Origin of the sequence: Fodinibius sp. SL11 (genome assembly GCF_052060035.1) — a bacterium.
In the GTDB taxonomy this organism is placed as follows: Bacteria; Bacteroidota; Rhodothermia; order Balneolales; family Balneolaceae; genus Fodinibius.
Genome location: NZ_JBPOEA010000020.1, coordinates 13,384 through 32,288 on the forward strand (window position 1 = coordinate 13,384; position 18,905 = coordinate 32,288).

General features: G+C 47.6%; 33 protein-coding genes. All 33 read left to right on the plus strand.

What is annotated here, in order from left to right:
- Nucleotides 1–6 precede the first annotated feature (6 nt).
- The 33 genes from ACQ76V_RS14780 to ACQ76V_RS14940 all read left to right on the plus strand — a co-directional run bounded on the left by ACQ76V_RS14780 (nucleotide 7) and on the right by ACQ76V_RS14940 (nucleotide 18,876).
- Entirely contained in the window at nucleotides 7–573 is a 567-nt protein-coding gene (locus ACQ76V_RS14780) for a hypothetical protein (RefSeq protein WP_441001287.1), read from the plus strand.
- Nucleotides 573–1,352, plus strand: coding sequence for an N-6 DNA methylase (locus tag ACQ76V_RS14785; protein WP_441001288.1), 780 nt, complete (start codon nucleotides 573–575; stop codon nucleotides 1,350–1,352). The genes ACQ76V_RS14780 and ACQ76V_RS14785 overlap by 1 nt, the downstream gene beginning before the upstream one ends.
- Before the next feature lies 1 nt (nucleotide 1,353).
- Nucleotides 1,354–1,692, plus strand: coding sequence for a hypothetical protein (locus tag ACQ76V_RS14790; RefSeq protein ID WP_441001289.1), 339 nt, complete (start codon nucleotides 1,354–1,356; stop codon nucleotides 1,690–1,692).
- A gap of 1 nt (nucleotide 1,693) precedes the next feature.
- Nucleotides 1,694–1,993 (plus strand): hypothetical protein, encoded by a 300-nt coding sequence (locus ACQ76V_RS14795; RefSeq protein WP_441001290.1) that lies wholly within the window; start codon nucleotides 1,694–1,696, stop codon nucleotides 1,991–1,993.
- Nucleotides 1,994–2,016: 23 nt separating this feature from the next.
- Nucleotides 2,017–2,469, plus strand: a complete 453-nt coding sequence (locus tag ACQ76V_RS14800) for a hypothetical protein (RefSeq protein WP_441001291.1) — start codon at nucleotides 2,017–2,019, stop codon at nucleotides 2,467–2,469.
- 128 nt (nucleotides 2,470–2,597) lie between these two features.
- Entirely contained in the window at nucleotides 2,598–2,933 is a 336-nt protein-coding gene (locus ACQ76V_RS14805; protein ID WP_441001292.1) for a hypothetical protein, read from the plus strand.
- A 68-nt stretch (nucleotides 2,934–3,001) separates the two neighbouring features.
- Nucleotides 3,002–3,319, plus strand: a complete 318-nt coding sequence (locus ACQ76V_RS14810; RefSeq protein ID WP_441001293.1) for a DNA cytosine methyltransferase — start codon at nucleotides 3,002–3,004, stop codon at nucleotides 3,317–3,319.
- Complete coding sequence (locus tag ACQ76V_RS14815) at nucleotides 3,320–3,646, plus strand: hypothetical protein (protein WP_441001294.1); 327 nt, start codon at nucleotides 3,320–3,322, stop codon at nucleotides 3,644–3,646.
- 272 nt (nucleotides 3,647–3,918) lie between these two features.
- Nucleotides 3,919–4,356 (plus strand): hypothetical protein, encoded by a 438-nt coding sequence (locus ACQ76V_RS14820; RefSeq protein ID WP_441001295.1) that lies wholly within the window; start codon nucleotides 3,919–3,921, stop codon nucleotides 4,354–4,356.
- A 68-nt stretch (nucleotides 4,357–4,424) separates the two neighbouring features.
- Nucleotides 4,425–4,841: a Lar family restriction alleviation protein gene (locus ACQ76V_RS14825; protein WP_441001296.1), complete on the plus strand. Its 417-nt coding sequence runs from the start codon at nucleotides 4,425–4,427 to the stop codon at nucleotides 4,839–4,841.
- 207 nt (nucleotides 4,842–5,048) lie between these two features.
- The gene (locus ACQ76V_RS14830) at nucleotides 5,049–5,291 is read left to right on the plus strand and encodes a hypothetical protein (protein WP_441001297.1); all 243 of its coding nucleotides are present in this window, start codon (nucleotides 5,049–5,051) and stop codon (nucleotides 5,289–5,291) included.
- Nucleotides 5,288–5,797 carry a terminase small subunit gene (locus tag ACQ76V_RS14835; RefSeq protein WP_441001298.1) on the plus strand — a complete coding sequence of 170 codons (510 nt, stop codon included), beginning with the start codon at nucleotides 5,288–5,290 and terminating at the stop codon, nucleotides 5,795–5,797. The genes ACQ76V_RS14830 and ACQ76V_RS14835 overlap by 4 nt, the downstream gene beginning before the upstream one ends.
- Nucleotides 5,797–7,074 (plus strand): phage terminase large subunit, encoded by a 1,278-nt coding sequence (locus ACQ76V_RS14840; RefSeq protein WP_441001299.1) that lies wholly within the window; start codon nucleotides 5,797–5,799, stop codon nucleotides 7,072–7,074. The genes ACQ76V_RS14835 and ACQ76V_RS14840 overlap by 1 nt, the downstream gene beginning before the upstream one ends.
- Nucleotides 7,075–7,153: 79 nt before the next feature.
- Entirely contained in the window at nucleotides 7,154–9,244 is a 2,091-nt protein-coding gene (locus tag ACQ76V_RS14845; protein WP_441001300.1) for a phage portal protein, read from the plus strand.
- Between the two features lie 3 nt (nucleotides 9,245–9,247).
- Nucleotides 9,248–9,535: a DUF6527 family protein gene (locus ACQ76V_RS14850; protein WP_441001301.1), complete on the plus strand. Its 288-nt coding sequence runs from the start codon at nucleotides 9,248–9,250 to the stop codon at nucleotides 9,533–9,535.
- Between the two features lie 225 nt (nucleotides 9,536–9,760).
- Entirely contained in the window at nucleotides 9,761–10,051 is a 291-nt protein-coding gene (locus ACQ76V_RS14855) for a hypothetical protein (protein ID WP_441001302.1), read from the plus strand.
- A 2-nt stretch (nucleotides 10,052–10,053) separates the two neighbouring features.
- Nucleotides 10,054–10,275 (plus strand): hypothetical protein, encoded by a 222-nt coding sequence (locus ACQ76V_RS14860; protein ID WP_441001303.1) that lies wholly within the window; start codon nucleotides 10,054–10,056, stop codon nucleotides 10,273–10,275.
- Nucleotides 10,276–10,278: 3 nt separating this feature from the next.
- Nucleotides 10,279–10,497, plus strand: coding sequence for a hypothetical protein (locus ACQ76V_RS14865; protein ID WP_441001304.1), 219 nt, complete (start codon nucleotides 10,279–10,281; stop codon nucleotides 10,495–10,497).
- Between the two features lie 81 nt (nucleotides 10,498–10,578).
- Nucleotides 10,579–11,409, plus strand: coding sequence for an HK97 family phage prohead protease (locus tag ACQ76V_RS14870; protein ID WP_441001305.1), 831 nt, complete (start codon nucleotides 10,579–10,581; stop codon nucleotides 11,407–11,409).
- Nucleotide 11,410: 1 nt separating this feature from the next.
- Entirely contained in the window at nucleotides 11,411–12,853 is a 1,443-nt protein-coding gene (locus ACQ76V_RS14875; RefSeq protein ID WP_441001306.1) for a phage major capsid protein, read from the plus strand.
- 68 nt (nucleotides 12,854–12,921) lie between these two features.
- On the plus strand, nucleotides 12,922–13,110 hold the full coding sequence (locus tag ACQ76V_RS14880; protein WP_441001307.1) for a hypothetical protein: 189 nt from the start codon (nucleotides 12,922–12,924) through the stop codon (nucleotides 13,108–13,110).
- Between the two features lie 37 nt (nucleotides 13,111–13,147).
- Nucleotides 13,148–13,813 carry a hypothetical protein gene (locus ACQ76V_RS14885; protein WP_441001308.1) on the plus strand — a complete coding sequence of 222 codons (666 nt, stop codon included), beginning with the start codon at nucleotides 13,148–13,150 and terminating at the stop codon, nucleotides 13,811–13,813.
- A complete protein-coding gene (locus ACQ76V_RS14890; protein WP_441001309.1) occupies nucleotides 13,810–14,391 on the plus strand; it encodes a hypothetical protein in 582 nt (193 codons plus the stop codon). Before ACQ76V_RS14885 ends, ACQ76V_RS14890 begins: the two co-directional genes overlap by 4 nt.
- On the plus strand, nucleotides 14,384–14,893 hold the full coding sequence (locus tag ACQ76V_RS14895) for a hypothetical protein (protein ID WP_441001310.1): 510 nt from the start codon (nucleotides 14,384–14,386) through the stop codon (nucleotides 14,891–14,893). The genes ACQ76V_RS14890 and ACQ76V_RS14895 overlap by 8 nt, the downstream gene beginning before the upstream one ends.
- Complete coding sequence (locus ACQ76V_RS14900; RefSeq protein WP_441001311.1) at nucleotides 14,893–15,228, plus strand: hypothetical protein; 336 nt, start codon at nucleotides 14,893–14,895, stop codon at nucleotides 15,226–15,228. The genes ACQ76V_RS14895 and ACQ76V_RS14900 overlap by 1 nt, the downstream gene beginning before the upstream one ends.
- Nucleotides 15,229–15,236: 8 nt before the next feature.
- The gene (locus tag ACQ76V_RS14905; RefSeq protein WP_441001312.1) at nucleotides 15,237–15,713 is read left to right on the plus strand and encodes a hypothetical protein; all 477 of its coding nucleotides are present in this window, start codon (nucleotides 15,237–15,239) and stop codon (nucleotides 15,711–15,713) included.
- Nucleotides 15,714–15,765: 52 nt separating this feature from the next.
- Nucleotides 15,766–16,020, plus strand: coding sequence for a hypothetical protein (locus tag ACQ76V_RS14910; RefSeq protein ID WP_441001313.1), 255 nt, complete (start codon nucleotides 15,766–15,768; stop codon nucleotides 16,018–16,020).
- On the plus strand, nucleotides 16,017–16,577 hold the full coding sequence (locus ACQ76V_RS14915; RefSeq protein ID WP_441001314.1) for a hypothetical protein: 561 nt from the start codon (nucleotides 16,017–16,019) through the stop codon (nucleotides 16,575–16,577). The genes ACQ76V_RS14910 and ACQ76V_RS14915 overlap by 4 nt, the downstream gene beginning before the upstream one ends.
- 78 nt (nucleotides 16,578–16,655) lie before the next feature.
- Nucleotides 16,656–16,907: a hypothetical protein gene (locus ACQ76V_RS14920; RefSeq protein ID WP_441001315.1), complete on the plus strand. Its 252-nt coding sequence runs from the start codon at nucleotides 16,656–16,658 to the stop codon at nucleotides 16,905–16,907.
- Nucleotides 16,908–16,911: 4 nt separating this feature from the next.
- Entirely contained in the window at nucleotides 16,912–17,295 is a 384-nt protein-coding gene (locus tag ACQ76V_RS14925; RefSeq protein WP_441001316.1) for a hypothetical protein, read from the plus strand.
- A gap of 222 nt (nucleotides 17,296–17,517) precedes the next feature.
- Complete coding sequence (locus ACQ76V_RS14930; protein WP_441001317.1) at nucleotides 17,518–18,021, plus strand: hypothetical protein; 504 nt, start codon at nucleotides 17,518–17,520, stop codon at nucleotides 18,019–18,021.
- Entirely contained in the window at nucleotides 18,018–18,476 is a 459-nt protein-coding gene (locus tag ACQ76V_RS14935; protein WP_441001318.1) for a hypothetical protein, read from the plus strand. Before ACQ76V_RS14930 ends, ACQ76V_RS14935 begins: the two co-directional genes overlap by 4 nt.
- Nucleotides 18,448–18,876: a hypothetical protein gene (locus ACQ76V_RS14940; protein ID WP_441001319.1), complete on the plus strand. Its 429-nt coding sequence runs from the start codon at nucleotides 18,448–18,450 to the stop codon at nucleotides 18,874–18,876. The genes ACQ76V_RS14935 and ACQ76V_RS14940 overlap by 29 nt, the downstream gene beginning before the upstream one ends.
- Nucleotides 18,877–18,905 lie beyond the last annotated feature (29 nt).

Here is an 18,905-nt window from a genome sequence, read left to right on the forward strand (position 1 = left end):
ATCACTATGCGACAGATACACGAAAGTAATATGGAAATCGAAAAAGTGAAATTTGAATTGGAGTATATTCAGACGGAGTTCCTGCTGACGCTCGGGAAAGATGATCCCGAGGAGTTCCGACAAAAAGCCTATGACAACCCACATCCGGATCTACTTAAGGAACGCAAAAAGATCCGCAATCGGCTGGTTGAAATCCTTGACCTGCCTGCCATGCCAGGTGATGAGAAGATGGAGGACCGGTTCTATATTAAGGAGATCGAGTTCAATAATGATAATGGCCAGCTGAAGTTTAAGTATGCCTTCAAAACACCCGCCTTTGCGAAGCCTATTGACTGCAAAACAGATTGGTCAAATGATTTCGCAATTCAGGAATATGAGCAGTTCCTCGAGGAGGTGAAGCTGTTCGTTACCAAGCAGAAGCGAGCCCAGTCTGATATGTTCGCTGGCGAAGGCTACAGCGATGACTCTGGTTCTAAGCCCGGATATCAGGCACCCGAAGATCGACAGATCGAAGGCCGAAGTCCGGCACTACCAGAGCATGAGGAAGATGAATCCGAAGTGGCCGCAGCATAATGAGTGCAACCTCAGACATACTCAAACCGCTTGACCGCATCCAGGCCCGGGGCTATACCATGAGCAAGGTATTCCGGGACTGGGTACGGCTCATGCTGTACGCTCTGCAGCGCAACGACGAGCAGTACCTACAGGTCATGGAACGCTATCCCAATGAACGAGAAAAGGGAGAGCGTGAAGCGGACCTGTTTACTGAAGCCTATGGCCTGCTTATGCAGAAAATGGCTAAGGATCGAAAGATGAAAGCCAACCCCAAAGAGTACCTGGGCGACATCTACATGGAAGTCGCTGGCAACTACAGCGTGCAGGGCATGGGGCAATACTTCACCCCGCAACCAGTGTGCGATATGATGGCCCAGCTGACCATTCCTGAAACCGATGAAGAGGCTCCAAGAGTAGCTGATCCTGCTTGTGGTAGTGGGCGACTGTTGCATTCCGCAGCGAAGCTACTGTCAACCAATGCCCACTTTACCGGCATTGACTTAGACAGCATTTGCGCTCACATGGCCACGCTGAACCTGTGCTTTTTCAATATGGATGGCGTAATCATTCACGGCAATGCCCTAAGCATGGAGTATTACAACGGCTGGATTACGAAGCGTTCAATGCTGGGAGGGCAAATTAGAGAAATGACCGAGCAGGAGGTGGATGAGTACCGAGAGCTACGAGGGGAGGCCTTGAAAGAAGCCGCGCAAAAGAAAGAGACTGAGGGTAATTCACCGCAACCCGTCGCAACTGACGGTAACTCACTGGAAACTGAACAACTGGCATTGTTTTAGTATGGATTTTCAATGGAACGAAAATGGTGTTTGTACGAATGCCGATGTCGTAAAGAGCACCAAGGATAAAAACAATTACTACAAGGGTGCTGAGATTGAAGTTGGTAAGCATCCTTCAGGAGTTTGGTGTTGGGGGCATGATATTAACGCAACTAATTGGGGATCAGCCAGTCCTTGCTCTTTAGCTGGAGGAAGAAGGGCCTTTCCTACCAAGGATGAAGCAATTGAGGATGCCATTAGCCATGTCATGGATAGGATCGAAGATAGAGAGCTATGCCAGCAAATAGATGATTTTGTTAAATGGGCAGATTACGAACGATTTCAAACCCAATTATTCTGATATGAGCCAAAAGAGAAGATACAGCCGTGAGGAATTTAGAGAGCTGATGCAGCAAGATTCCGTTCGCTCAGCAGATGAATTTAAGCGATTACAGGAAGGAAAGGTCTATGAAATATGGTGCAGCGATGCCCTTAAGCCTTGGTACAAGCGATCAGTTATCAAAATAATGACCGAAAAGAAATGCGACATCTGCCATTTCAAGCACCGGCTATTATGGCCCGGACCAAAAGGAAAGATTATCGAAAGCCCAAGGGCGCGGATGGTCGCTTTCCGAGAAGTATCTAAGCAACTGCAATTTTAACCACCAATAACAAATCACCAATTATGATAGCAACCAACACAGACTTAAAAACACACGTGCTTATGTTCGCGCGGGATTTTATGAGCGAGCACCCGAAAGCGGGCAAGCCGACGAACTTCAAGCAGAAAATCATTAAAGCCCAGAAGATCCATACCATACGAGCCAACTACGAGTATTGGGCTCCAAAGGTGCAGGAGGTTCGAGAGGGTAAAGCGCGACTGTCATTGCGCTATTGGAAGGGCAAACCATACCGAAGCAAGCAGCAAGAGTTTTGGGAGGTATTGCCGCACTATGAGCCAAGCGTTCAGAAGATAGAGATTGATGAGGCCAAGGTATTAACGATTGATGGCAAATACTTTTGGAAAACGGAGTTTGTGGCTCAAAACGATGGGCTTACCGAAACCGATTTCCTGCAATGGTTTAACGATCTACCATTCGAGGGCGCAATCATTCATTTCACAGACTTTAGATACTAACGGAGAATGCATAACCTGAGCGTAAATTTAAAACTTAATAGAGATAATTAATTATGGAAAAGCAAAATGATGAAACGAAGGCGCGAGGCGTTTCAGCCGTTAATGCGCATGGTTAGGTACTTTTAAAAATGGCAGAAAAAGACACGTTACCTTGTTCGGAGCCTGATTGTGATAAAAGAGTGACCAATGAGGATATACTTTACTGTGCTGATTGCGGAGCGCCTACGTGTGGAGAACACGATGAATGTTGGTGCTGTAAAACGTTGGAAGAAGTAGAGCCAACATGCGAGGAGTGCGGCCAACTTGTTGATGAATGGGAGGATTTGCAGATGCCTTATTGCTCGGCACATGGAGGAGGTTGTTATGAGTTGTTTATTTGCGATGACTGTTACGAGGATTGGGAATGCCCTAAAGGTGGACAATATGCCCTTAGTTTTACGCATGTTGGCGGACTGCCATTTTAAAAGACCTAACGGAGAAAGCATAAGCTGCGTGTGGATTATGAAATTTTTAAAAGCAAAAGTTAAGTAAGATGAAGGTACTAAATTTATATGCTGGCCTTGGTGGAAACCGCAAATTATGGGAAGATGTTGACGTAACAGCGGTAGAGATTAATGAGGATATAGGCAAGGTATACCAAGATAATTTTCCAAACGACACACTCATAATTGCCGATGCTCATGAGTATCTTTTAGAGCATTATGATGAATTTGATTTCATTTGGAGTTCGCCGCCCTGCCAATCGCATAGTAAAATGAACATAGCCACCCGCCACGATTTGCGACGCTACCCGGACATGAAGCTATACGAAGAGATTATATTTTTGGAACATAAATTTGATGGCAAATAGGTGGTTGAAAATGTTGTGCCTTATTACGAGCCGTTAATACCAGGTAAGAAATTAGGGCGGCATTTAGTTTGGTCAAATTTTAAGATCGGCAATTATGACCCACCGGCAAAGAAGGGGTTTATTGATAAGTACGGTGAAAAGGGCGTAAAAGAGTTGCAAAATTTTCTTGGTATACACTATGAGGGGCAGCTTTATTATGACGGCAACCATGAGCCTTGCCAAGTTCTACGTAATTGTGTGCACCCAAAACTCGGCCAGCATGTAATGAAAAGAGCGCGGGAGATTTACGAAACTAAAGATGAAGAACAGTTGGCAATATTTACTTAACGCTATTTGAATATGCGACAAAAACAGAACCGAGACTGTAACACGTCCGCTTAATGCTATGGTTAGTTTTACGAAACAACGTGGAAGCGATTATATGATTTTTGATGCGGAGCTGGTTTAAATGAAACGAGCAATGGAAATAGACTTGACTTACTGTATTGGCAAACGAGCAATTACAAGCCAAATATTACGTGATAGAAAGAGTAAAACTAACGGTGGAGCGCATAAACTGCTGAAATTACAACGAAAAATTAAATTATGAGGTATGTAATATGATTACAAGCACTAGAGAGGTGATCGAATTTGCGATGTTTCTTACAGGGCACGACAAGGAAACAATTACACAAATGTATAATGACTGGATGAGATCGCCGAGCGGTGGCGGAAAAAATTCGGCGAGAGAAGTCCGATTTAATGCGCTGGTTATACCCAAAACAAATATTGATTTAAAGCAACTGATAGAGAGCGCTTTATTTTTTGTGCTCGACAAAGGGGAAAAGGCAAAGATTATAACCAGTAAGAAACCCGATAAAGGCTACCCTGAGTATTACGTTTACGAAGGTAAAACCATTGGCTATTTAGAAGGCGAATTTACTTATGTAAGTGATAGCGCACTTGGGAGCACATTCTTGGAAAGGAATATGGATAAGGGGCGCATGGATGTTACTAATGACTGGGAAGATGTGTTAGCACATATTGGTGCAAAATAAACCCGTTTTGGGTATAACGACGTAGCGCATAAACGGCTGACCTACAATTTTAAGAAAACGATAAGATTATGAGTGAGAATACAACTGATAGTGAGCGAAACAGGATAATTGACAACATCTTTAATATTATTGCTGGACATGCTGATTACACTACCAAAAACGCCCATGTTATAAATGAGGGATCTATTGAACAGGCAAGCGAGCATATCTATGAGGTAATTATAGCGAACGACCCCGAAGAGGCAGGGCGAGAGAAGTCCGATTTAATGCGCTGGTTAGCCTGCCCATTTTGTGGAGAAGAGCCAAGATATAGATGTGGGCATGAATTTCGTGAAGCTTGGCATAGCGTAAAGGATGCTATTGTAGAATGTGACAACTGTGGCCTTGAAATGACTGAGCCATTTGGGACACCATTTGATATTAAAAAAGAGCAAGAGGCCAAAAAAGAATTAATCGCAAGGTGGAATAAAAGAGTGGCAGGCTAACATGGGTTTATTCATTCTGGCCTCATAACATAACAGCAATTCCATATCGGTAAATCACCTATGAGAAGCCGTAAACGCACAAAGCAAGTGATTCAATACAGATAACATATACACATAACATTGCAATATAATTATGTAAAGCGAGTACACATTTGAGTGTGTAGTGGGGCTTTGCTATATTGAACAAAACAAACCCGCCAAGATCTTATGTCTATGAGTATTGATGAGTGCGTGTCTGATCTATTACCCTTTGCCAGCGAGGATGATAAGAAACGCCTTACCCAGAGTCTCGACGACCTCTCCCGCAATGCCATGATCCGCAAAGAGATTATGATAAAGCGTGACGATGGCAAGACCGTCGAGCAGGCCTGTCGAGAGTTAGCTAAGAGCGTCAATAAATCATGGTATCACATTAGAGATATTTACTATGGGAAGAGGGTGCAGTCATGAGTAAACAATGCCAAGCCACAACAGCGAAAGGAGAACAGTGCCAGAATACGGCTCAGGAAGGGTCCGACTATTGCTGGATTGAGTCACATGGCGAAGGAGAGGAAGAGCAAGGGCTAACCCCTAAGCAAGAGCGCTTCTGTCAGCTCTATGTTTCCGAGGAGTTCTTTGGTAATGGAACACAATCTTATGCCAAGGCCTACGATGTAGATCTCTCTGAAAACTACAAATCGGCACAGGCAGCGGCATCTCGATTGTTATCAAATGTTATCATTTGCGACCGTATCAACGAGCTCTTAGACGAAGCTGGACTGAATGACAACTTTGTCGATAAGCAGATGCTGTTTATGATTACCCAAAATGCTGATTATGCCCAGAAGATGGCCGCTATCCGGGAGTACAACAAGGTGAAGGGGCGTATTACCAACAAGCATGATATTAAAAGCGGTGGAGAGCCAGTTAAAGGATTGACATTCAACGTCGTAAATGGGTCATCGGATAATGAGTAATGAAGGACTTAGACGGTCGACAGGTAGAAATCGAGGTAACACGAGTTTGGGAGGAGAACTTCAACTCCGACAAGCGCGTCATTATCAACCAGGGCGGGACCGGATCGAGTAAAACGTGGAGCGTCCTGCAAATCATTATCGGCCTGTGCTGGCAAGCCTACATTAACGGCGAAACGATCCTGATATCCATCTTTTCAACGTCGTTGCCCCACCTCAAGAAAGGAGCTTACCGAGACTTTAAACAGATCCTCCGTAAGCATAACCTGTACAGCGACGAGCTTCATAACAAGACCGACCATATTTACAACCTGTTTGGCAGTGAGATTGAGTTTATCGGACTGGATGATCCCGATAAGGCACGAGGGCCAAGGCGTGACTATGCGTATTTGAATGAGGCTAACTTGCTTACCAAAGAACACTACCGGCAGATTGCCCAGCGTACCAGAGAGCAAGTATTTCTTGACCTGAACCCGTCGGACAATCATTCATGGGTCTATGAAATGGCTGACGGTGGCGATGAGGACGTGGAAGTCATTGTATCCAACTACAAAGACAACCCCTTTCTGAGTGAAGGAGAAAAGCGGGAGATACGGCGACTATGTCCGACCTGGCAGAAGCCCGACGGGGAGATTATCCGCGACTGGGATTGTGAATATGAGGAGAATGCCCCTGATGGATGGATACAGATCGGTGGCGATTACAATCTGTGGAAAGTGTACGGTTTAGGGATGCGGGGATCACCCCAAGAGATTATCTATGGTAGCTGGCAGAAGATCGATTGGTCAAAAGCGCCGGACCCTATCGACTGCACCCAGATTTACGGCATTGACTTTGGGTTTAACGCGCCCTCATCGATCGTAGAGTGTCGCATTCGTGATATGAATTTGTATGCTCGGGTATTATTGCACCAGTCCGGCCTGCTCAACTCCCAGCTTATTGAGAAGATGCAGCAGCTGGGGATATCAAAAGAGAAAGAGATCTATGCCGATGCTGCTGAGCCTGACCGGATAGAGGAGATCTTTCAGGCCGGATATAATATTCACCCCGCCGACAAGAGCGTGAAAGATGGGATCGACTATGTAAAACGTCACAATATCTGGGTAGCCAAGGATAGCGTTTCGATGCACAAAGAGCTCAACGCCTATAAGTGGAAAACCGACAAGGAGGGGAATGTCCTCGACGAACCGGTCAAGCTGATGGACCATGATATGGATGCTACGCGATACCCCGTCTACACCCACAGTAAGCAACCCGACAGCTTCATGAGTACGGCCTGATTTCGGACAGAAACCCGAAAGAAAAACAGCAAGTGAACAGATACTTTGAATTATAAGAATTTAGCTAAATTCACCTGACATGACAGAGTCTATACAGCGCATCTGGCAACGTGCCAAGATTGCCACCCGTTTTGTGTTCGGCCAGTCTCAATACTATAGTAGTTGGGGGTTTGACAATCCCGACGAGCCCACCGCCCAGCGCCAACGTAAAGATTACCGAGGATTATTCTTTAAGTGCCTTGATATCCGCGCCAACCAGGTATCAAGTGCCATGGAAGAGGCCAAAGTGGTACGTGTCACCGGCCCTGACGAGTTTGAGGAAGTCGAATACGACCACCCGTGGCAACAGTTCCTTCGTGATCCGGCCCCAGAGTCGCCCGTCGATGACTACTGGAAGCTGGTCTGTATTCTGCGAGATCTGCAAGGCCATGCCCACGGCATTGTTGGTGACTTTGATAGGATTATGGGCTCGAAAGTACCCAATGGCCTGTTGCCGATCTTTCCCGAGTTTGGGGACTTAAACCCTGTACCGAATAAACGCGGTGGCATTGAAGCATGGGAGTACCTGCGATCAGATGGACAAAAGAACCGTTTTGAGCCTGAGGAAGTGGTGGCCTTGCAGCGGACGTCACCCTATAACCCGTTTAAGACGATGAGTTTGGTGCAAGCGGCTGTTCACGAGCTCGATGTGGACCGCTATATGAAGATCTACCGGAAAGACTCGGTCAAAGATGGCGGGATTACCTCGGATATTATCTCGACCGAACAGCAGATGAACAGCACCCAGCGCGATAAGCTCTCCCAAGAGTTTAAAGACTATTTAGGCCAGCGCGGAAAAGGAAAGGTACTGGCGCTCTCACACGGCATGGATCTGGTCAAAGCCAGCGTGGATGCCCGCGACCTGCAATATATTGAAGGGAACGTTCAGAATGCGAACGACTTGCGCTTTATTACTGGTGTCCCGGAAGCCCTTTATGCCAAGGATGCTAATCGTGCCGTACTGGAAGGAGCCGAGCGCGTCATGATTCAATATACGACACAACCCTTAGTAAATGGCCTGTGCAAACAACTCACCAAAGAGTTAGAACGGATTTTTAATGCCGAGAAAGGCGTGTTGAAAGTCATGCCTCCCGACATGACGCCAGTGGATGAGGAGATGGAGATTCGTCGGCGTGAAAGTTACCTGGCTACGGGCCAGCGCACCATTGATCACTACCGTAAACAGGATGGGCTTGATGAATATCCCGATGATATTGGTAGCGAGCCTCTTATTGACTTCTCGAAGACGACGCTGAAAGAAGTCGTTACGGTGAATGATCAGTTTGACCCACAAGGAGAGCCCCCGCCCGAGTCTAATAATGACGAGGAACAGGACCGAACCGTAAAAAAAAAGCGGGAGCTGGATTTAGACTATGAGTGGCGACAGATTGACCAGCACCGTCGCCGTGAAGAGAAGAAAACAGCCGCCAGCGTCAATGCCATGTTTGATCGCCTTCGGGAGCTAGCCTTAGCAAATATCGACAACAAGCGCTCGACCCGTGACGATGGCGCTCAGCTATCGGTCGAGGAAGTGCTCAACCTGATGGAAGCCAAGCACGTTGTTAATAGCGAACTGCGAGATGATATTATTCGCCTGATCCGTGAAGGCTTTAAGCGGGGCGCCTTCAATGCGAACGTGCAAGGCCTCGAGTTCCAGATGAATACGCCCGAAGTGAAGAACTTACTTCGCAGGGTGGCCGGCAAGACCGAAGGAATAGCCGATACAACGTTTAATGGACTATCAGAAGCCATTAAAGAAGGGGTCCAGGAGGGCGAAAGCTTGGAGGAGCTGACCGACAGAGTAGGAAAGTATTTCAAAGAGGCCAAGCGTTCCCGGACCAAGAAGATTGCCCAGACGATGACGACCAGCTCCTTTGAGGGCGGGCAACTCGTATCATTTAAACAAGCTGGTGCTACCGCCAAAAGCTGGCTTTCTCAACGCGATGGCAACGTCCGAGAAGCCCACGAGAATGCCGACCGCTATCAAAACGAGATTGCCCTCAACGAGCCGTTTATCGTCGGCGGCGAAGAGCTGATGCACCCCGGCGACCCGGACGGCAGGGCGTCAAATACGATCTTTTGCCGGTGTTCAATGTTGCCAGTAATTAATGATAATGAGGATGAGGAGTAGTAAATGGCTAGACTAAGAGAAGAAACGCACAACGGTAACAAGAAATACTATTTTCATTGCCCTGGTTGTGACAGAGAGCATAAAATTAATGATTCGTGGGATTTTAATGGTGACTTTCAGAATCCAACGATTAACCCATCTGTATTAGGAAGAGGTAAACGGCCTAATGAAAATGAAGAATGGGTCGAATGGCGTTGCCATTCATGGATAACCGACGGAAAGATCAAGTTTCTAAATGATAGCACTCATGATTTAGCAGGGAATACTGTTGAATTGCCAGAAATAGAGTAATAGTCCCACCCATTTTTATGAGAAATTATAGCTGATATTTGTTAGGTTATTGATGCAGGAGGTCGAGGCAGGGTAAAACCGAGCATGAAATAGTGACCTCGGTCCAGGATGACCTGTCTGAGCTGTGCCAGTCCTCAACCGATAATCGTACAGCAGTAGTAAGGGTTGGGGACGCGGTTCGACTCCGCCGCCTCCTGCTTTTTTATTAATGAAAGCTATTCCATTATGTATTCTTTAAAGGGCAAGATAGATCTTGGTTACGATAAAGTTAATATACCTAAAGAGGTATTGGTTTTACGAAACCATGATCATAATGAGGTGGTTGGAAAGTGTGAATGTGAGTATAAAGATGGGAAATTAGTTGTTGATGGAGAGCTTGTTGAGCCACTTCAGTTTCATAATATAGATATTGGCTTTCAGGTTGTTGAAGCCGTTGAAGATCAGCCTAAAGAAGTTAATCTTATTGAAGTTAGTATAGTTGATATTTCCCTCGAAGACCTAAAGCACACACGGTGATTATGGATAAGTATCAACAGCTGGTAGAAGATATTGATAGAGAGATCACTAAGGCGTTCGCTGTTCCAAGTAGTATTACACAGCCAGTACAAACAGGCCAGCTCCGAAAGTCGCATAATGCCCGTCTTGAGATAGATCACGAGACAGGAGAACAGCGTATTACAGCTACGATCGGAGGTCCGAGAAATGAAGAGGATGCTGAATTTGAAGTAATTGAGGATTAGTAAATGGCATTAGAAGCCTCCATGTCTTTTGGCATCAACGATATTACTGGTGCTCCACAAGCCCGCCTTCACGGAGGACCGTTTAACGATTCGGTGATTGAGCTTACCGATGCTGACGCTGCCTCGATTACGATCACCGAGGACGGCACCCAATCCACCTACTACAATTCCCGCACCAAGAACCGCGAGGATCAGCTTATCTTCACCTGTGAGGAGTCATGACTTTCGGATAAAAACCCGAATGAATAACACCCCGTAGCTTGTCAACTTGTGAGCAGACAAACTTGCAAGTAACCTACAGCTATGGAATTTGATCAACTTTTACCCGAGGAAGGATCGTTTTATCCTTGGGCTCACCCACGTTGTATTCGACGCTCTTCTGATAATTCCCGGACCATCGTTACGATTAACACCGATGCGAAGGACCGCCATGGGACGATTATTGACCCCGAAGGCGGAAATATCGAAGCCTACCGACAGAATCCCGTCTTTTTAATCAACCACGACCATAATATGGTTGCTGGGAACGGCTCCAACGTCCGCTTTCAGAACGGACAATGGATTGCCGAGATCAACGATGAGGATTGGGACCTGGAGGATGAGGAGATTGCCAAATGGCATAACAAGGTCAAGAAAGGCATTGTTCGCATGGCTTCTATTGGGTTTATGCCCTTGGCTATCGAACGTATCACCGAAGAGGATGAGGAAGGCAACGAAGAGCGCAAAGTCATTATCCGAGAGTGGGAGATGCTGGAATGGAGCTTCACACCTATTGGCTCCAACCCCGAAGCGTTGGTGCAACAGCGCAGCGCTTCGATTGAGCAACGGGAACTTGCCGGGAAACTAACGGAACTTGAAAAAGAGATTAACGCGCTCAAAAATGGAGGGCTCCGGCTCTCTGATGAGCAGATTGACCAGATTGCACAACGCATTTCTAATGGAACGGCCTCAACGCCGCCAGATTCCGAGGAGGACCAGCCCGATAGCCGGGAATCCAACTCCGCATCTGACGTCCTTGAGTATGTCGAGCCGCGGAAGCACGACAACGAGAACGACGAGCCTGTCTATCAATCACCACGAGAGATAGCCGAGGCTGTTGAGCAGAAAATCAAACGAAAACAAGGTAAAGCATAACATGGAAGAATTTCTTAAACGATTAATGGAACTCCGCGGCAAAGACGAGCTGTCGGAGGAGGAGCAAAACGAGCTGACCCGCCTTGAGCGGAAGCTGGAAGATGCTCTGGAAAATGAGGACGGTAATGACGGCGACGAGAAGCGCGGTTATACCGATCAGGATTTAGAAAACGCCTTAGAGCGCATCATGACTAACAAGTCCGATGATGATGACGACAAGGATAATGACAAAAAGCGAAATATCAATGCCGATACCGATATCCAGGTAGGCGACGATCGAGCGCCCGACTGGATGCGACGTACCGTGCGGTATTTCAACGCTCTTGCGATGCGTAAAGAGGACTCTGTGAAAGCTGATGAGATGATGCAAAGTCTCAAGCGTGATGTTAAGCAAATGAATGATCGCCAGCGACGTGACGAGCACAAAGAAGCTGCTGATATTATCGATAGCAGCGGATTGTCTCGTATCAAGCGTCACGCGCTCAAATCATCACTGGATATTGACGAGCGATTACAGACAACCTCAACGACTAACACAGCAAAGACCGGGTACTTGCTACCCAAGCCCTTTTTGGCGGAAGTGTTTGTCATTGTTGAGCAGTACGGCGTTTGTCGCCAGCTGTTCCGCACCGTACCGATGACCAATAAGTCAGTGGACCTTAAGAACGTCGTCAGTAAGGTGGTGGCGTATTGGACGAGCGAAGGGAATAACATTGACTTCTCTGATCTCGTCTTGGGCGAAGGACAACTTGAAGTAAGTAAGTTGGCCGGTATCACAAGCTGGACGACTGAGCTCGAGGAAGATATGGCAATTTCGCTGCTTCCGCTTGTTCAAGATCTGTTTGGTGAATCTATTGCCGAAAAAGAAGATAAGGCCGGTCTCTTGGGAGACGGTTCCGCTTCCTTCGGTGGATATACCGGGCTTGCGAACCTGTCTGGTGCTCAGACCGTAACGTTCAGCTCTACAGAAACATCTGCAAGTGATCTTAGCGAGCAGTACTTGCGAGATGCTCGTAACAAGCTGAGTGAAGCGCGTCAGCAAGGCGCCGTGTGGATTATGAACCGTACCGTCAAGGACCACATCGAGCAATTCGAAAGTGGGGGCGGCGACCGCATCTTCCAAAGCAATATCTCAGGCACTGGACCTGACACCTTGTTAGGGAAGCCTATTGAGTTGGCCGAAGCCATGCCTACGATGACGGATGTCTCAGCCGATGAGCCATTTATCATCTTTGGTAATCCATCACGAACGTTGATGGGTATGCGACGTGGACTTACGGCTGATATCAGTCGGGAAGCGATCCTGCAAAACGCTGATGACAGCATTGCATTCAACGCCTTCCAGGGCGACGGCGCATTGTTGCGACTCACTGAGCGTGTAGGCTTTAAGACGCCTGCTGCATATGAGGATGCGTTTGTGACGATCAACACCGCAGCCAGTTAACAGTAATTGAAGGGAAGGGCGCCAGCCTTTCCCTTGGGTTACTACTAACACTAAACAAATATACGATTATGGGTTATTACACAGTAGATCATAGCGGATCAACGCGCGTAGGAGAAGACAAGGACATTGTCACCTACCAAAAAGACGAGCCGATTGAGGACGTCAAAAAGGGCGATCTCGACCACGTAAATGGCGCTGAATATCACAAAGGGAAACCCAGTGATGAAAAAGACGAGGACGACGGCGAAAAAAAGTAGCCGAGCTCGCTGATCACCAAGTATTTAATAGATTCTAATGACTGAAACCCTGCAATATACCGACCTGCTTACGCCTGCCGAGCTCAAAGTTGACGCTTTGAGCTCGTTGGGTATTGATGTTACCGACGAGACAAATGTATCGGGGCTGGGTGGATCGTATAAGGATGCGACGATCAGGGCTATTCAGGATGTCACCGGTTCAATCGAAGAATATCTGGACCGCAAATTGATTGTCCGAAAGCATAATATCGATATTCCGAGCTTTAAATGGGCTAATAATAACGCCCTGGACAAACAACAGTACTATCCGCCGCAATGGCCGGTTGTGCAAGTGGTGACAAGCGGGGTTGATATCAGCAATGACAGCGAGCGGTTCCTGTCAACCGCCAGCAAAAGCGAAGTGGAGTTTTACGCCGGCTATAAGCGACGCGATCAGAATGTGGGTAACGATGACAGCGACGATATCAGCAATGAAGATGGACTGTCTGGGCTCAGCGAAACGCCCGAGAACCTACCCTCTGATATCAGGCGCGTAGCCGTGAGCTTGGTGATGTACGAGCTTATGCGAGCAAAGCAGGGCACGATTGCCATGTCCAGTGTCACCAAAACCGCGGGTAATGCGACCGCCGAGATTACCAAGGTCCGCCAAGACGTCTATGAGGATGAGCTGAGTAAGTTGCATAGTCACCGGAGGATATTATGAGTGACTTAACGCCTAAGCAAATGGAGGACCGTCTCCAACAGATGCAAAACGCATTGGGGGCTGAGCTGGCGCAGTTTATGGATGCAGCCCGTGCCCGGCTATCGGCGACAGCTACGCAAGAGTATATGAAAGATCCAGGCTTTACGCAGCCGCCGTTTCCACCTCGTCGCAAGAAAGCAGGCCCTCTGCGAACACTGTCTGGAAGATTAGCACGATCATTAACCGGATCACGAACGTTCACCGGTGGTGGCAATGCACATAGCGAAAATGTCAGCGAGATATCGACTACCAAGGAAGGGGTAAAACTACGATACGGGACACGAGTGCCCTATGCCCACGTGCATGAAGAGGGGTTCGTTGGTTGGGTGCAAATTCCGGCACACACGCGGACCATTGTTCAAGCATTTGGCAAGCCTCTTAGTAGTAAAAAGACGGTTAACGTGTCAGCACATACCCGATTTATGGTGATACCCGCTCGGCCGTACTTACAGCCGTCATTAGACGATAATACGCAGTGGGTACAAGACGAACTGGCTGATAATATGATAGAATTGGCAACGGAGGTTATCGATGGCTAACCAGATGACAACAAAACGCGACCTGCTTGTGGCATTCCTTCGGGATGTCCTGCAAGTCCATGATGCGAATTATACGGTCACGGATCGGCTACGCATGGCCACGTTTAACCAGACTTCGAGGGCCGAACGCATTGCCATTATGGGCGAAAATTACGCCTACGCCGAAGTGCTGTATCGACCGCAACAAACCCCGCAAGGGCAACGGTCGGCCAAGAGCACGAGCCGTAATCGGCACCACAATTTTGACGTCTTTATTTGGTATAAGCTGGATGACGCAGATGATTATAGCCAGAGCTCACAATCGGTATGGGATGATATTGTAGAGGCCGATAATGGCGTCATTCAAGAACTTGAAGGCAAGCCCTATTTGGAGGATAACGCGGGTAATCAATACGTGTTGACAAAACCGACAGAGCTGCGAGCTCACGAGGTCGTCTTGGACAATAACCCGTTTGAAATGGCACACTTTATGAACTTTCAACAGACCGTTAAAGGTAACTAATGGGAATTTACGCAAAGAAAATACAGGCCGTAGAAGATACGATTGCCGATGGAGCAACCACCTCTAACGGTGTTAAAAAAGAAGGGATGCGAGCGGTTGGCGTTATCATTCCATCAGGATTGGCAGGGACGAACCTAAACCTTGAAGCAAGTTTTGATAATGGAAACAACTGGCATACGGTCATTGATGATGGAACAGAGGTTGTCGTCAAAGCTACCAGCGTTGGATTTGATGTCTTTAAGATAGGACAAATGGAAGCCCTAAAGCATGTGCGCCTTGTTTCTGATACCGCACAGACAGGCGCTGTAACATTAACGTGGATATTTAGGCCATAACAAAGACTATGATTTACTGCAAGCAATTACGTGAATATGTGATACGCCCGGTCTTGCATGATATAGGTAAATACAGCCGGAATGCTGAAGAGTTGTTGCTTTTGACAGCTGCTCAGGAGTCCGGGCTCGGAAAATACCTGCATCAGCTGGGCGATGGTCCGGCGATCGGTATATACCAGATGGAGCCGGCTACGCATGACGATATTTGGAGTAACTTCCTGAAATATAAACCAACGCTCGGCGATACGATCCTTCGGTGGGAGATGCCAAGGGCATTTGCTGACAATAACGCGAAGGAAATGGCTGGCAACCTGTATTACGCTACAGCGATGGCCCGATGCTTTTATCTGCGGTTCTATGAGTCGCTACCGGAGTTTGCCGACGTGGAAGGTATGGCAAAGTATTATAAAAAGTATTACAACACCCACAAGGGCAAAGCCACAGTAAAAGAGGCTATAGAGAATTACAATAAGTACGTTGTTTGACAGTAGTAACAGGAATGGGTGCAAATAGAAATGATAAAGAGAACATAGGTTAATGAGTTCTGACGACATGGTTTCTCAAAAGCAGTTTAACAGCTTGCGAAAGGATGTTAAAGAGATTAAGAGCGCTCTGTTAGGGAGCGAAGTATATGGTCAGAAAGGCTATTTGCACCGCCTTGAAGATGTCGAAGATGATGTAGACGGCCTCAAGGACTTTAAAAAAAAAGTAGCGTATTGGACCGCGGGCGCAATAGCAGCGGCCGGGTTCTTCGGTGCGATCATAGCCCAATTTATAACCGAGGTAGCATGACTAATAACAACGTTGACATAAGCCAGTGGGATAAAGACGACGACGGCATTGACGACAAGACCGAGGAAGATATTGCGCCGACAATGTCAGCTGATTATGAGATACCCGAATTAGAAGAGGTCCCAAAGAAGACGTTCTGGGACACAGCCTTTGGGCGAACGATACGGCTCAAGAATAAGACGGGCAAGATCGGTGCTACGGTATTGGGCGGAGTAGGAAGCACGTTTATCCCCGGACCGATGGGCGACTGGATTAACAAAGGATTTCAAGCTTTAATCACAACACAAACAGGAGTAGGTATGGAGTTCTTAGCAGATATGAGTCTTTTACAACTGATTATTATGGCGGTGGCGGTACTTATTACCGTCGTTGTGCCGATGGTCTTTCCCAAAGTGCGCGATAAAAAAGCCTGGGAGATTATTGACAGCCGCGTTGACGATGTGGCCGATGAGGTAGTGGCCGCCGTCGATAAAGATAGCGAGGGCGGGAAAAGTATTACCCGCAACGAGTGGCGATCGATTATCAGTGGAGCGATAAAGAAAGATGATGAGCAGTGAAAAGACTTATAAAGGAAGTCATCATGCTGCTAAATGGAGCATTGATACTTGTACTCTGGATAATACACAAATGGGCTCATGAGTGATCAACTAATTGTACGACTTGACGTACCGGAATCCGTAAAGAAGTATGGCCGCCCTAAGCATTTTACGGTCATTAAGAACGGCACGATCTATGAGATGGAGTGGGGGACTGACTTTCGCGTCTCCCACCACTGCGATCCGGAGAACGAAGTAGCGAACCTTGATGCCAATGGCGGGTATCCGCTGTTGCGTGATGAGTTTTACCAAACACACCAATCGAAATTCACAATCATAAACGAGGACTAATATTATGTCTGTACCTGGAATTGAAAAATTAGTGTATAAAGCGACGGGCGGTGATATCACCATCCCCGGCGAAAAGCTGGCGACCGATATCCAACCGGTCATCGAGAAGCTTATTCAAAGTACGGCTCGCGGTGTGAACCGTCGGACCGGCAACAAGCGTATTGATGAGAGCGTCAATTACTTTGACGATGATATCTTGTCAGACCTTGAAGCCGATGAAGGGAATCTCAACGACCTTGAGATCTACTTTCTGGGGAATACGTCGGCTACGCCCGACCATACCATTCCCAGCATGGAGTTGATTGCCCATGAGCGGATGAACTTCGACGCCGAAGCCGAAGATGAGCCCGGCCTACAGCTGGATATCTATCGCACGTGGAACGGATAACCTTTTAATTACAGTATTATGCCTTTAGCACCCGGTATTAAGGGGGTGGCGATCTATGAAGAGAACACCCCGACGACATACATTATTGACGGGCATAACCTGTCAACGGACAGCCCCGACCAAACCCCGATTACTCGGCAAAGCGGCGGGGGTACGCGCAAAAAGATAGCCGAAAGTTTTATGTGGACGCTGCGCCACGACGACGAAACTCTGCATAATAACGTGGACGGTGACGCCCACAATACCCTGCAGTGGAAGATGGTTATTTGGACATTCAACGGCGTGAAGTTTGTGTTGGACAAGGCCACATTTACACCCGAAGAAGTGCCGCAGTTTGATCCGGAGTCGGAAGACTTCCCGTATCAGCTGACCTATGAGAAGCGCGGCGGAACGCAGATTGCCCAAGGGATCGACTTGATCTATACCTACCGGCGATCGCAGAATCAAAGCGCCCTGGCCAACGGAACGACCAATGTCACCGAGACGATTCCATTCCCTTTTGAAGGGGCAACGGTAACGCTCTCTAATGGCGCCACAAGTATTACGATTGAAGCCTTGGACCCCAGTGGAACAACGCTTGCTACCTCTACGACGTCGACGGGAACAGGCCGCGTATCTGCTGAGCTTACGCTTCCAGCTAACACCCAAGACGTGAAGGTTACTATTGACGACGTGCAAGATCCGGCGCTTCGCGTGGATGGAAAAACGGTTGATCCAAACGCATGAGCTTAGCTGACGTCAATACCATATCGTCGCTACAAATTGATGTAACGCCCAACGGTGGGGCAACGTCAAGCTATGAGTATGTCGCTGTTGATATTCGCGTGCTGGTCCAATGGAAAGGGCAAACGTGGACCACCTCAGATTATGTGAACCATATCAACACCCAAGCGCGGCATTTGGTCTTTATCCTGCAAGGGTCCGATATCGAGCAGGTGGCAGGCGGCGGACGCGACGCCAGTCTGATTGCCCTCGACCTCGAAGATGAGGGCGGCTACACCGTTGAGTTGTACCCGGACAGCGACCAAAATAAGAAATTTGAAGTGATAGCCTACGAGCCGGGCCAGCGTGAAGCGTTGCGCCTGAAAAACATGGCTCGTATTGATGAGGATTCATTAAAATGTATAACCAAACAAAAAGTGAGTAGAGCAGATGTCGAATGGTTCCGAAAATATGGATGATATGACGTTTCAAGAGCGCCTTCAACTGATTCAGGCGCTGCAAGGGGTAAAGGGAGGCGAGCAAGTCCCGCCCGACGATGAAACTTATGCAATATTTACAGCAGGCGACCATGCTGATAAGGAATTTAAGCGCCTGGCAAAGCCACCCCAAAGTGTAGCTCGTGATGTGGCCGTCAAACGGGTCAATTACAGCATGGTATCTGACAATGTAAAGGAAGCCATTTGCAAAGAGTGGGGGTGGGATATGGCTGAAAAATGTAGCGATGACTTAAGTCGATTTGCGTTTCAGGAGCAAGTACTTCCACTAATTGCCCGCGATCTACCCGACGATTACGATTTTGATAACACGAACGGCTCCGAAATTGACCGGATGCTACATGATTTTTTGCTCGGTACCTGAGCTTGCATTTGCGGGCACTCGACGAGCTC

Bases quoted from the DNA above. Each gene is read 5' to 3' on its own strand.
- ACQ76V_RS14785 (WP_441001288.1), top strand. From the start codon at position 573: ATGAGTGCAACCTCAGACATACTCAAACCGCTTGACCGCATCCAGGCC.
- ACQ76V_RS14860 (WP_441001303.1), top strand. From the start codon at position 10,054: ATGGATAAGTATCAACAGCTGGTAGAAGATATTGATAGAGAGATCACT.
- ACQ76V_RS14780 (WP_441001287.1), top strand. From the start codon at position 7: ATGCGACAGATACACGAAAGTAATATGGAAATCGAAAAAGTGAAATTT.
- ACQ76V_RS14915 (WP_441001314.1), top strand. From the start codon at position 16,017: ATGACTAATAACAACGTTGACATAAGCCAGTGGGATAAAGACGACGAC.
- ACQ76V_RS14870 (WP_441001305.1), top strand. From the start codon at position 10,579: ATGGAATTTGATCAACTTTTACCCGAGGAAGGATCGTTTTATCCTTGG.
- ACQ76V_RS14895 (WP_441001310.1), top strand. From the start codon at position 14,384: ATGGCTAACCAGATGACAACAAAACGCGACCTGCTTGTGGCATTCCTT.
- ACQ76V_RS14865 (WP_441001304.1), top strand. From the start codon at position 10,279: ATGGCATTAGAAGCCTCCATGTCTTTTGGCATCAACGATATTACTGGT.
- ACQ76V_RS14795 (WP_441001290.1), top strand. From the start codon at position 1,694: ATGAGCCAAAAGAGAAGATACAGCCGTGAGGAATTTAGAGAGCTGATG.
- ACQ76V_RS14850 (WP_441001301.1), top strand. From the start codon at position 9,248: ATGGCTAGACTAAGAGAAGAAACGCACAACGGTAACAAGAAATACTAT.
- ACQ76V_RS14920 (WP_441001315.1), top strand. From the start codon at position 16,656: ATGAGTGATCAACTAATTGTACGACTTGACGTACCGGAATCCGTAAAG.
- ACQ76V_RS14885 (WP_441001308.1), top strand. From the start codon at position 13,148: ATGACTGAAACCCTGCAATATACCGACCTGCTTACGCCTGCCGAGCTC.
- ACQ76V_RS14840 (WP_441001299.1), top strand. From the start codon at position 5,797: ATGAAGGACTTAGACGGTCGACAGGTAGAAATCGAGGTAACACGAGTT.
- ACQ76V_RS14875 (WP_441001306.1), top strand. From the start codon at position 11,411: ATGGAAGAATTTCTTAAACGATTAATGGAACTCCGCGGCAAAGACGAG.
- ACQ76V_RS14880 (WP_441001307.1), top strand. From the start codon at position 12,922: ATGGGTTATTACACAGTAGATCATAGCGGATCAACGCGCGTAGGAGAA.
- ACQ76V_RS14820 (WP_441001295.1), top strand. From the start codon at position 3,919: ATGATTACAAGCACTAGAGAGGTGATCGAATTTGCGATGTTTCTTACA.
- ACQ76V_RS14830 (WP_441001297.1), top strand. From the start codon at position 5,049: ATGTCTATGAGTATTGATGAGTGCGTGTCTGATCTATTACCCTTTGCC.
- ACQ76V_RS14855 (WP_441001302.1), top strand. From the start codon at position 9,761: ATGTATTCTTTAAAGGGCAAGATAGATCTTGGTTACGATAAAGTTAAT.
- ACQ76V_RS14925 (WP_441001316.1), top strand. From the start codon at position 16,912: ATGTCTGTACCTGGAATTGAAAAATTAGTGTATAAAGCGACGGGCGGT.
- ACQ76V_RS14905 (WP_441001312.1), top strand. From the start codon at position 15,237: ATGATTTACTGCAAGCAATTACGTGAATATGTGATACGCCCGGTCTTG.
- ACQ76V_RS14935 (WP_441001318.1), top strand. From the start codon at position 18,018: ATGAGCTTAGCTGACGTCAATACCATATCGTCGCTACAAATTGATGTA.
- ACQ76V_RS14825 (WP_441001296.1), top strand. From the start codon at position 4,425: ATGAGTGAGAATACAACTGATAGTGAGCGAAACAGGATAATTGACAAC.
- ACQ76V_RS14900 (WP_441001311.1), top strand. From the start codon at position 14,893: ATGGGAATTTACGCAAAGAAAATACAGGCCGTAGAAGATACGATTGCC.
- ACQ76V_RS14805 (WP_441001292.1), top strand. From the start codon at position 2,598: ATGGCAGAAAAAGACACGTTACCTTGTTCGGAGCCTGATTGTGATAAA.
- ACQ76V_RS14890 (WP_441001309.1), top strand. From the start codon at position 13,810: ATGAGTGACTTAACGCCTAAGCAAATGGAGGACCGTCTCCAACAGATG.
- ACQ76V_RS14940 (WP_441001319.1), top strand. From the start codon at position 18,448: ATGTCGAATGGTTCCGAAAATATGGATGATATGACGTTTCAAGAGCGC.
- ACQ76V_RS14835 (WP_441001298.1), top strand. From the start codon at position 5,288: ATGAGTAAACAATGCCAAGCCACAACAGCGAAAGGAGAACAGTGCCAG.
- ACQ76V_RS14910 (WP_441001313.1), top strand. From the start codon at position 15,766: ATGAGTTCTGACGACATGGTTTCTCAAAAGCAGTTTAACAGCTTGCGA.
- ACQ76V_RS14790 (WP_441001289.1), top strand. From the start codon at position 1,354: ATGGATTTTCAATGGAACGAAAATGGTGTTTGTACGAATGCCGATGTC.
- ACQ76V_RS14800 (WP_441001291.1), top strand. From the start codon at position 2,017: ATGATAGCAACCAACACAGACTTAAAAACACACGTGCTTATGTTCGCG.
- ACQ76V_RS14845 (WP_441001300.1), top strand. From the start codon at position 7,154: ATGACAGAGTCTATACAGCGCATCTGGCAACGTGCCAAGATTGCCACC.
- ACQ76V_RS14810 (WP_441001293.1), top strand. From the start codon at position 3,002: ATGAAGGTACTAAATTTATATGCTGGCCTTGGTGGAAACCGCAAATTA.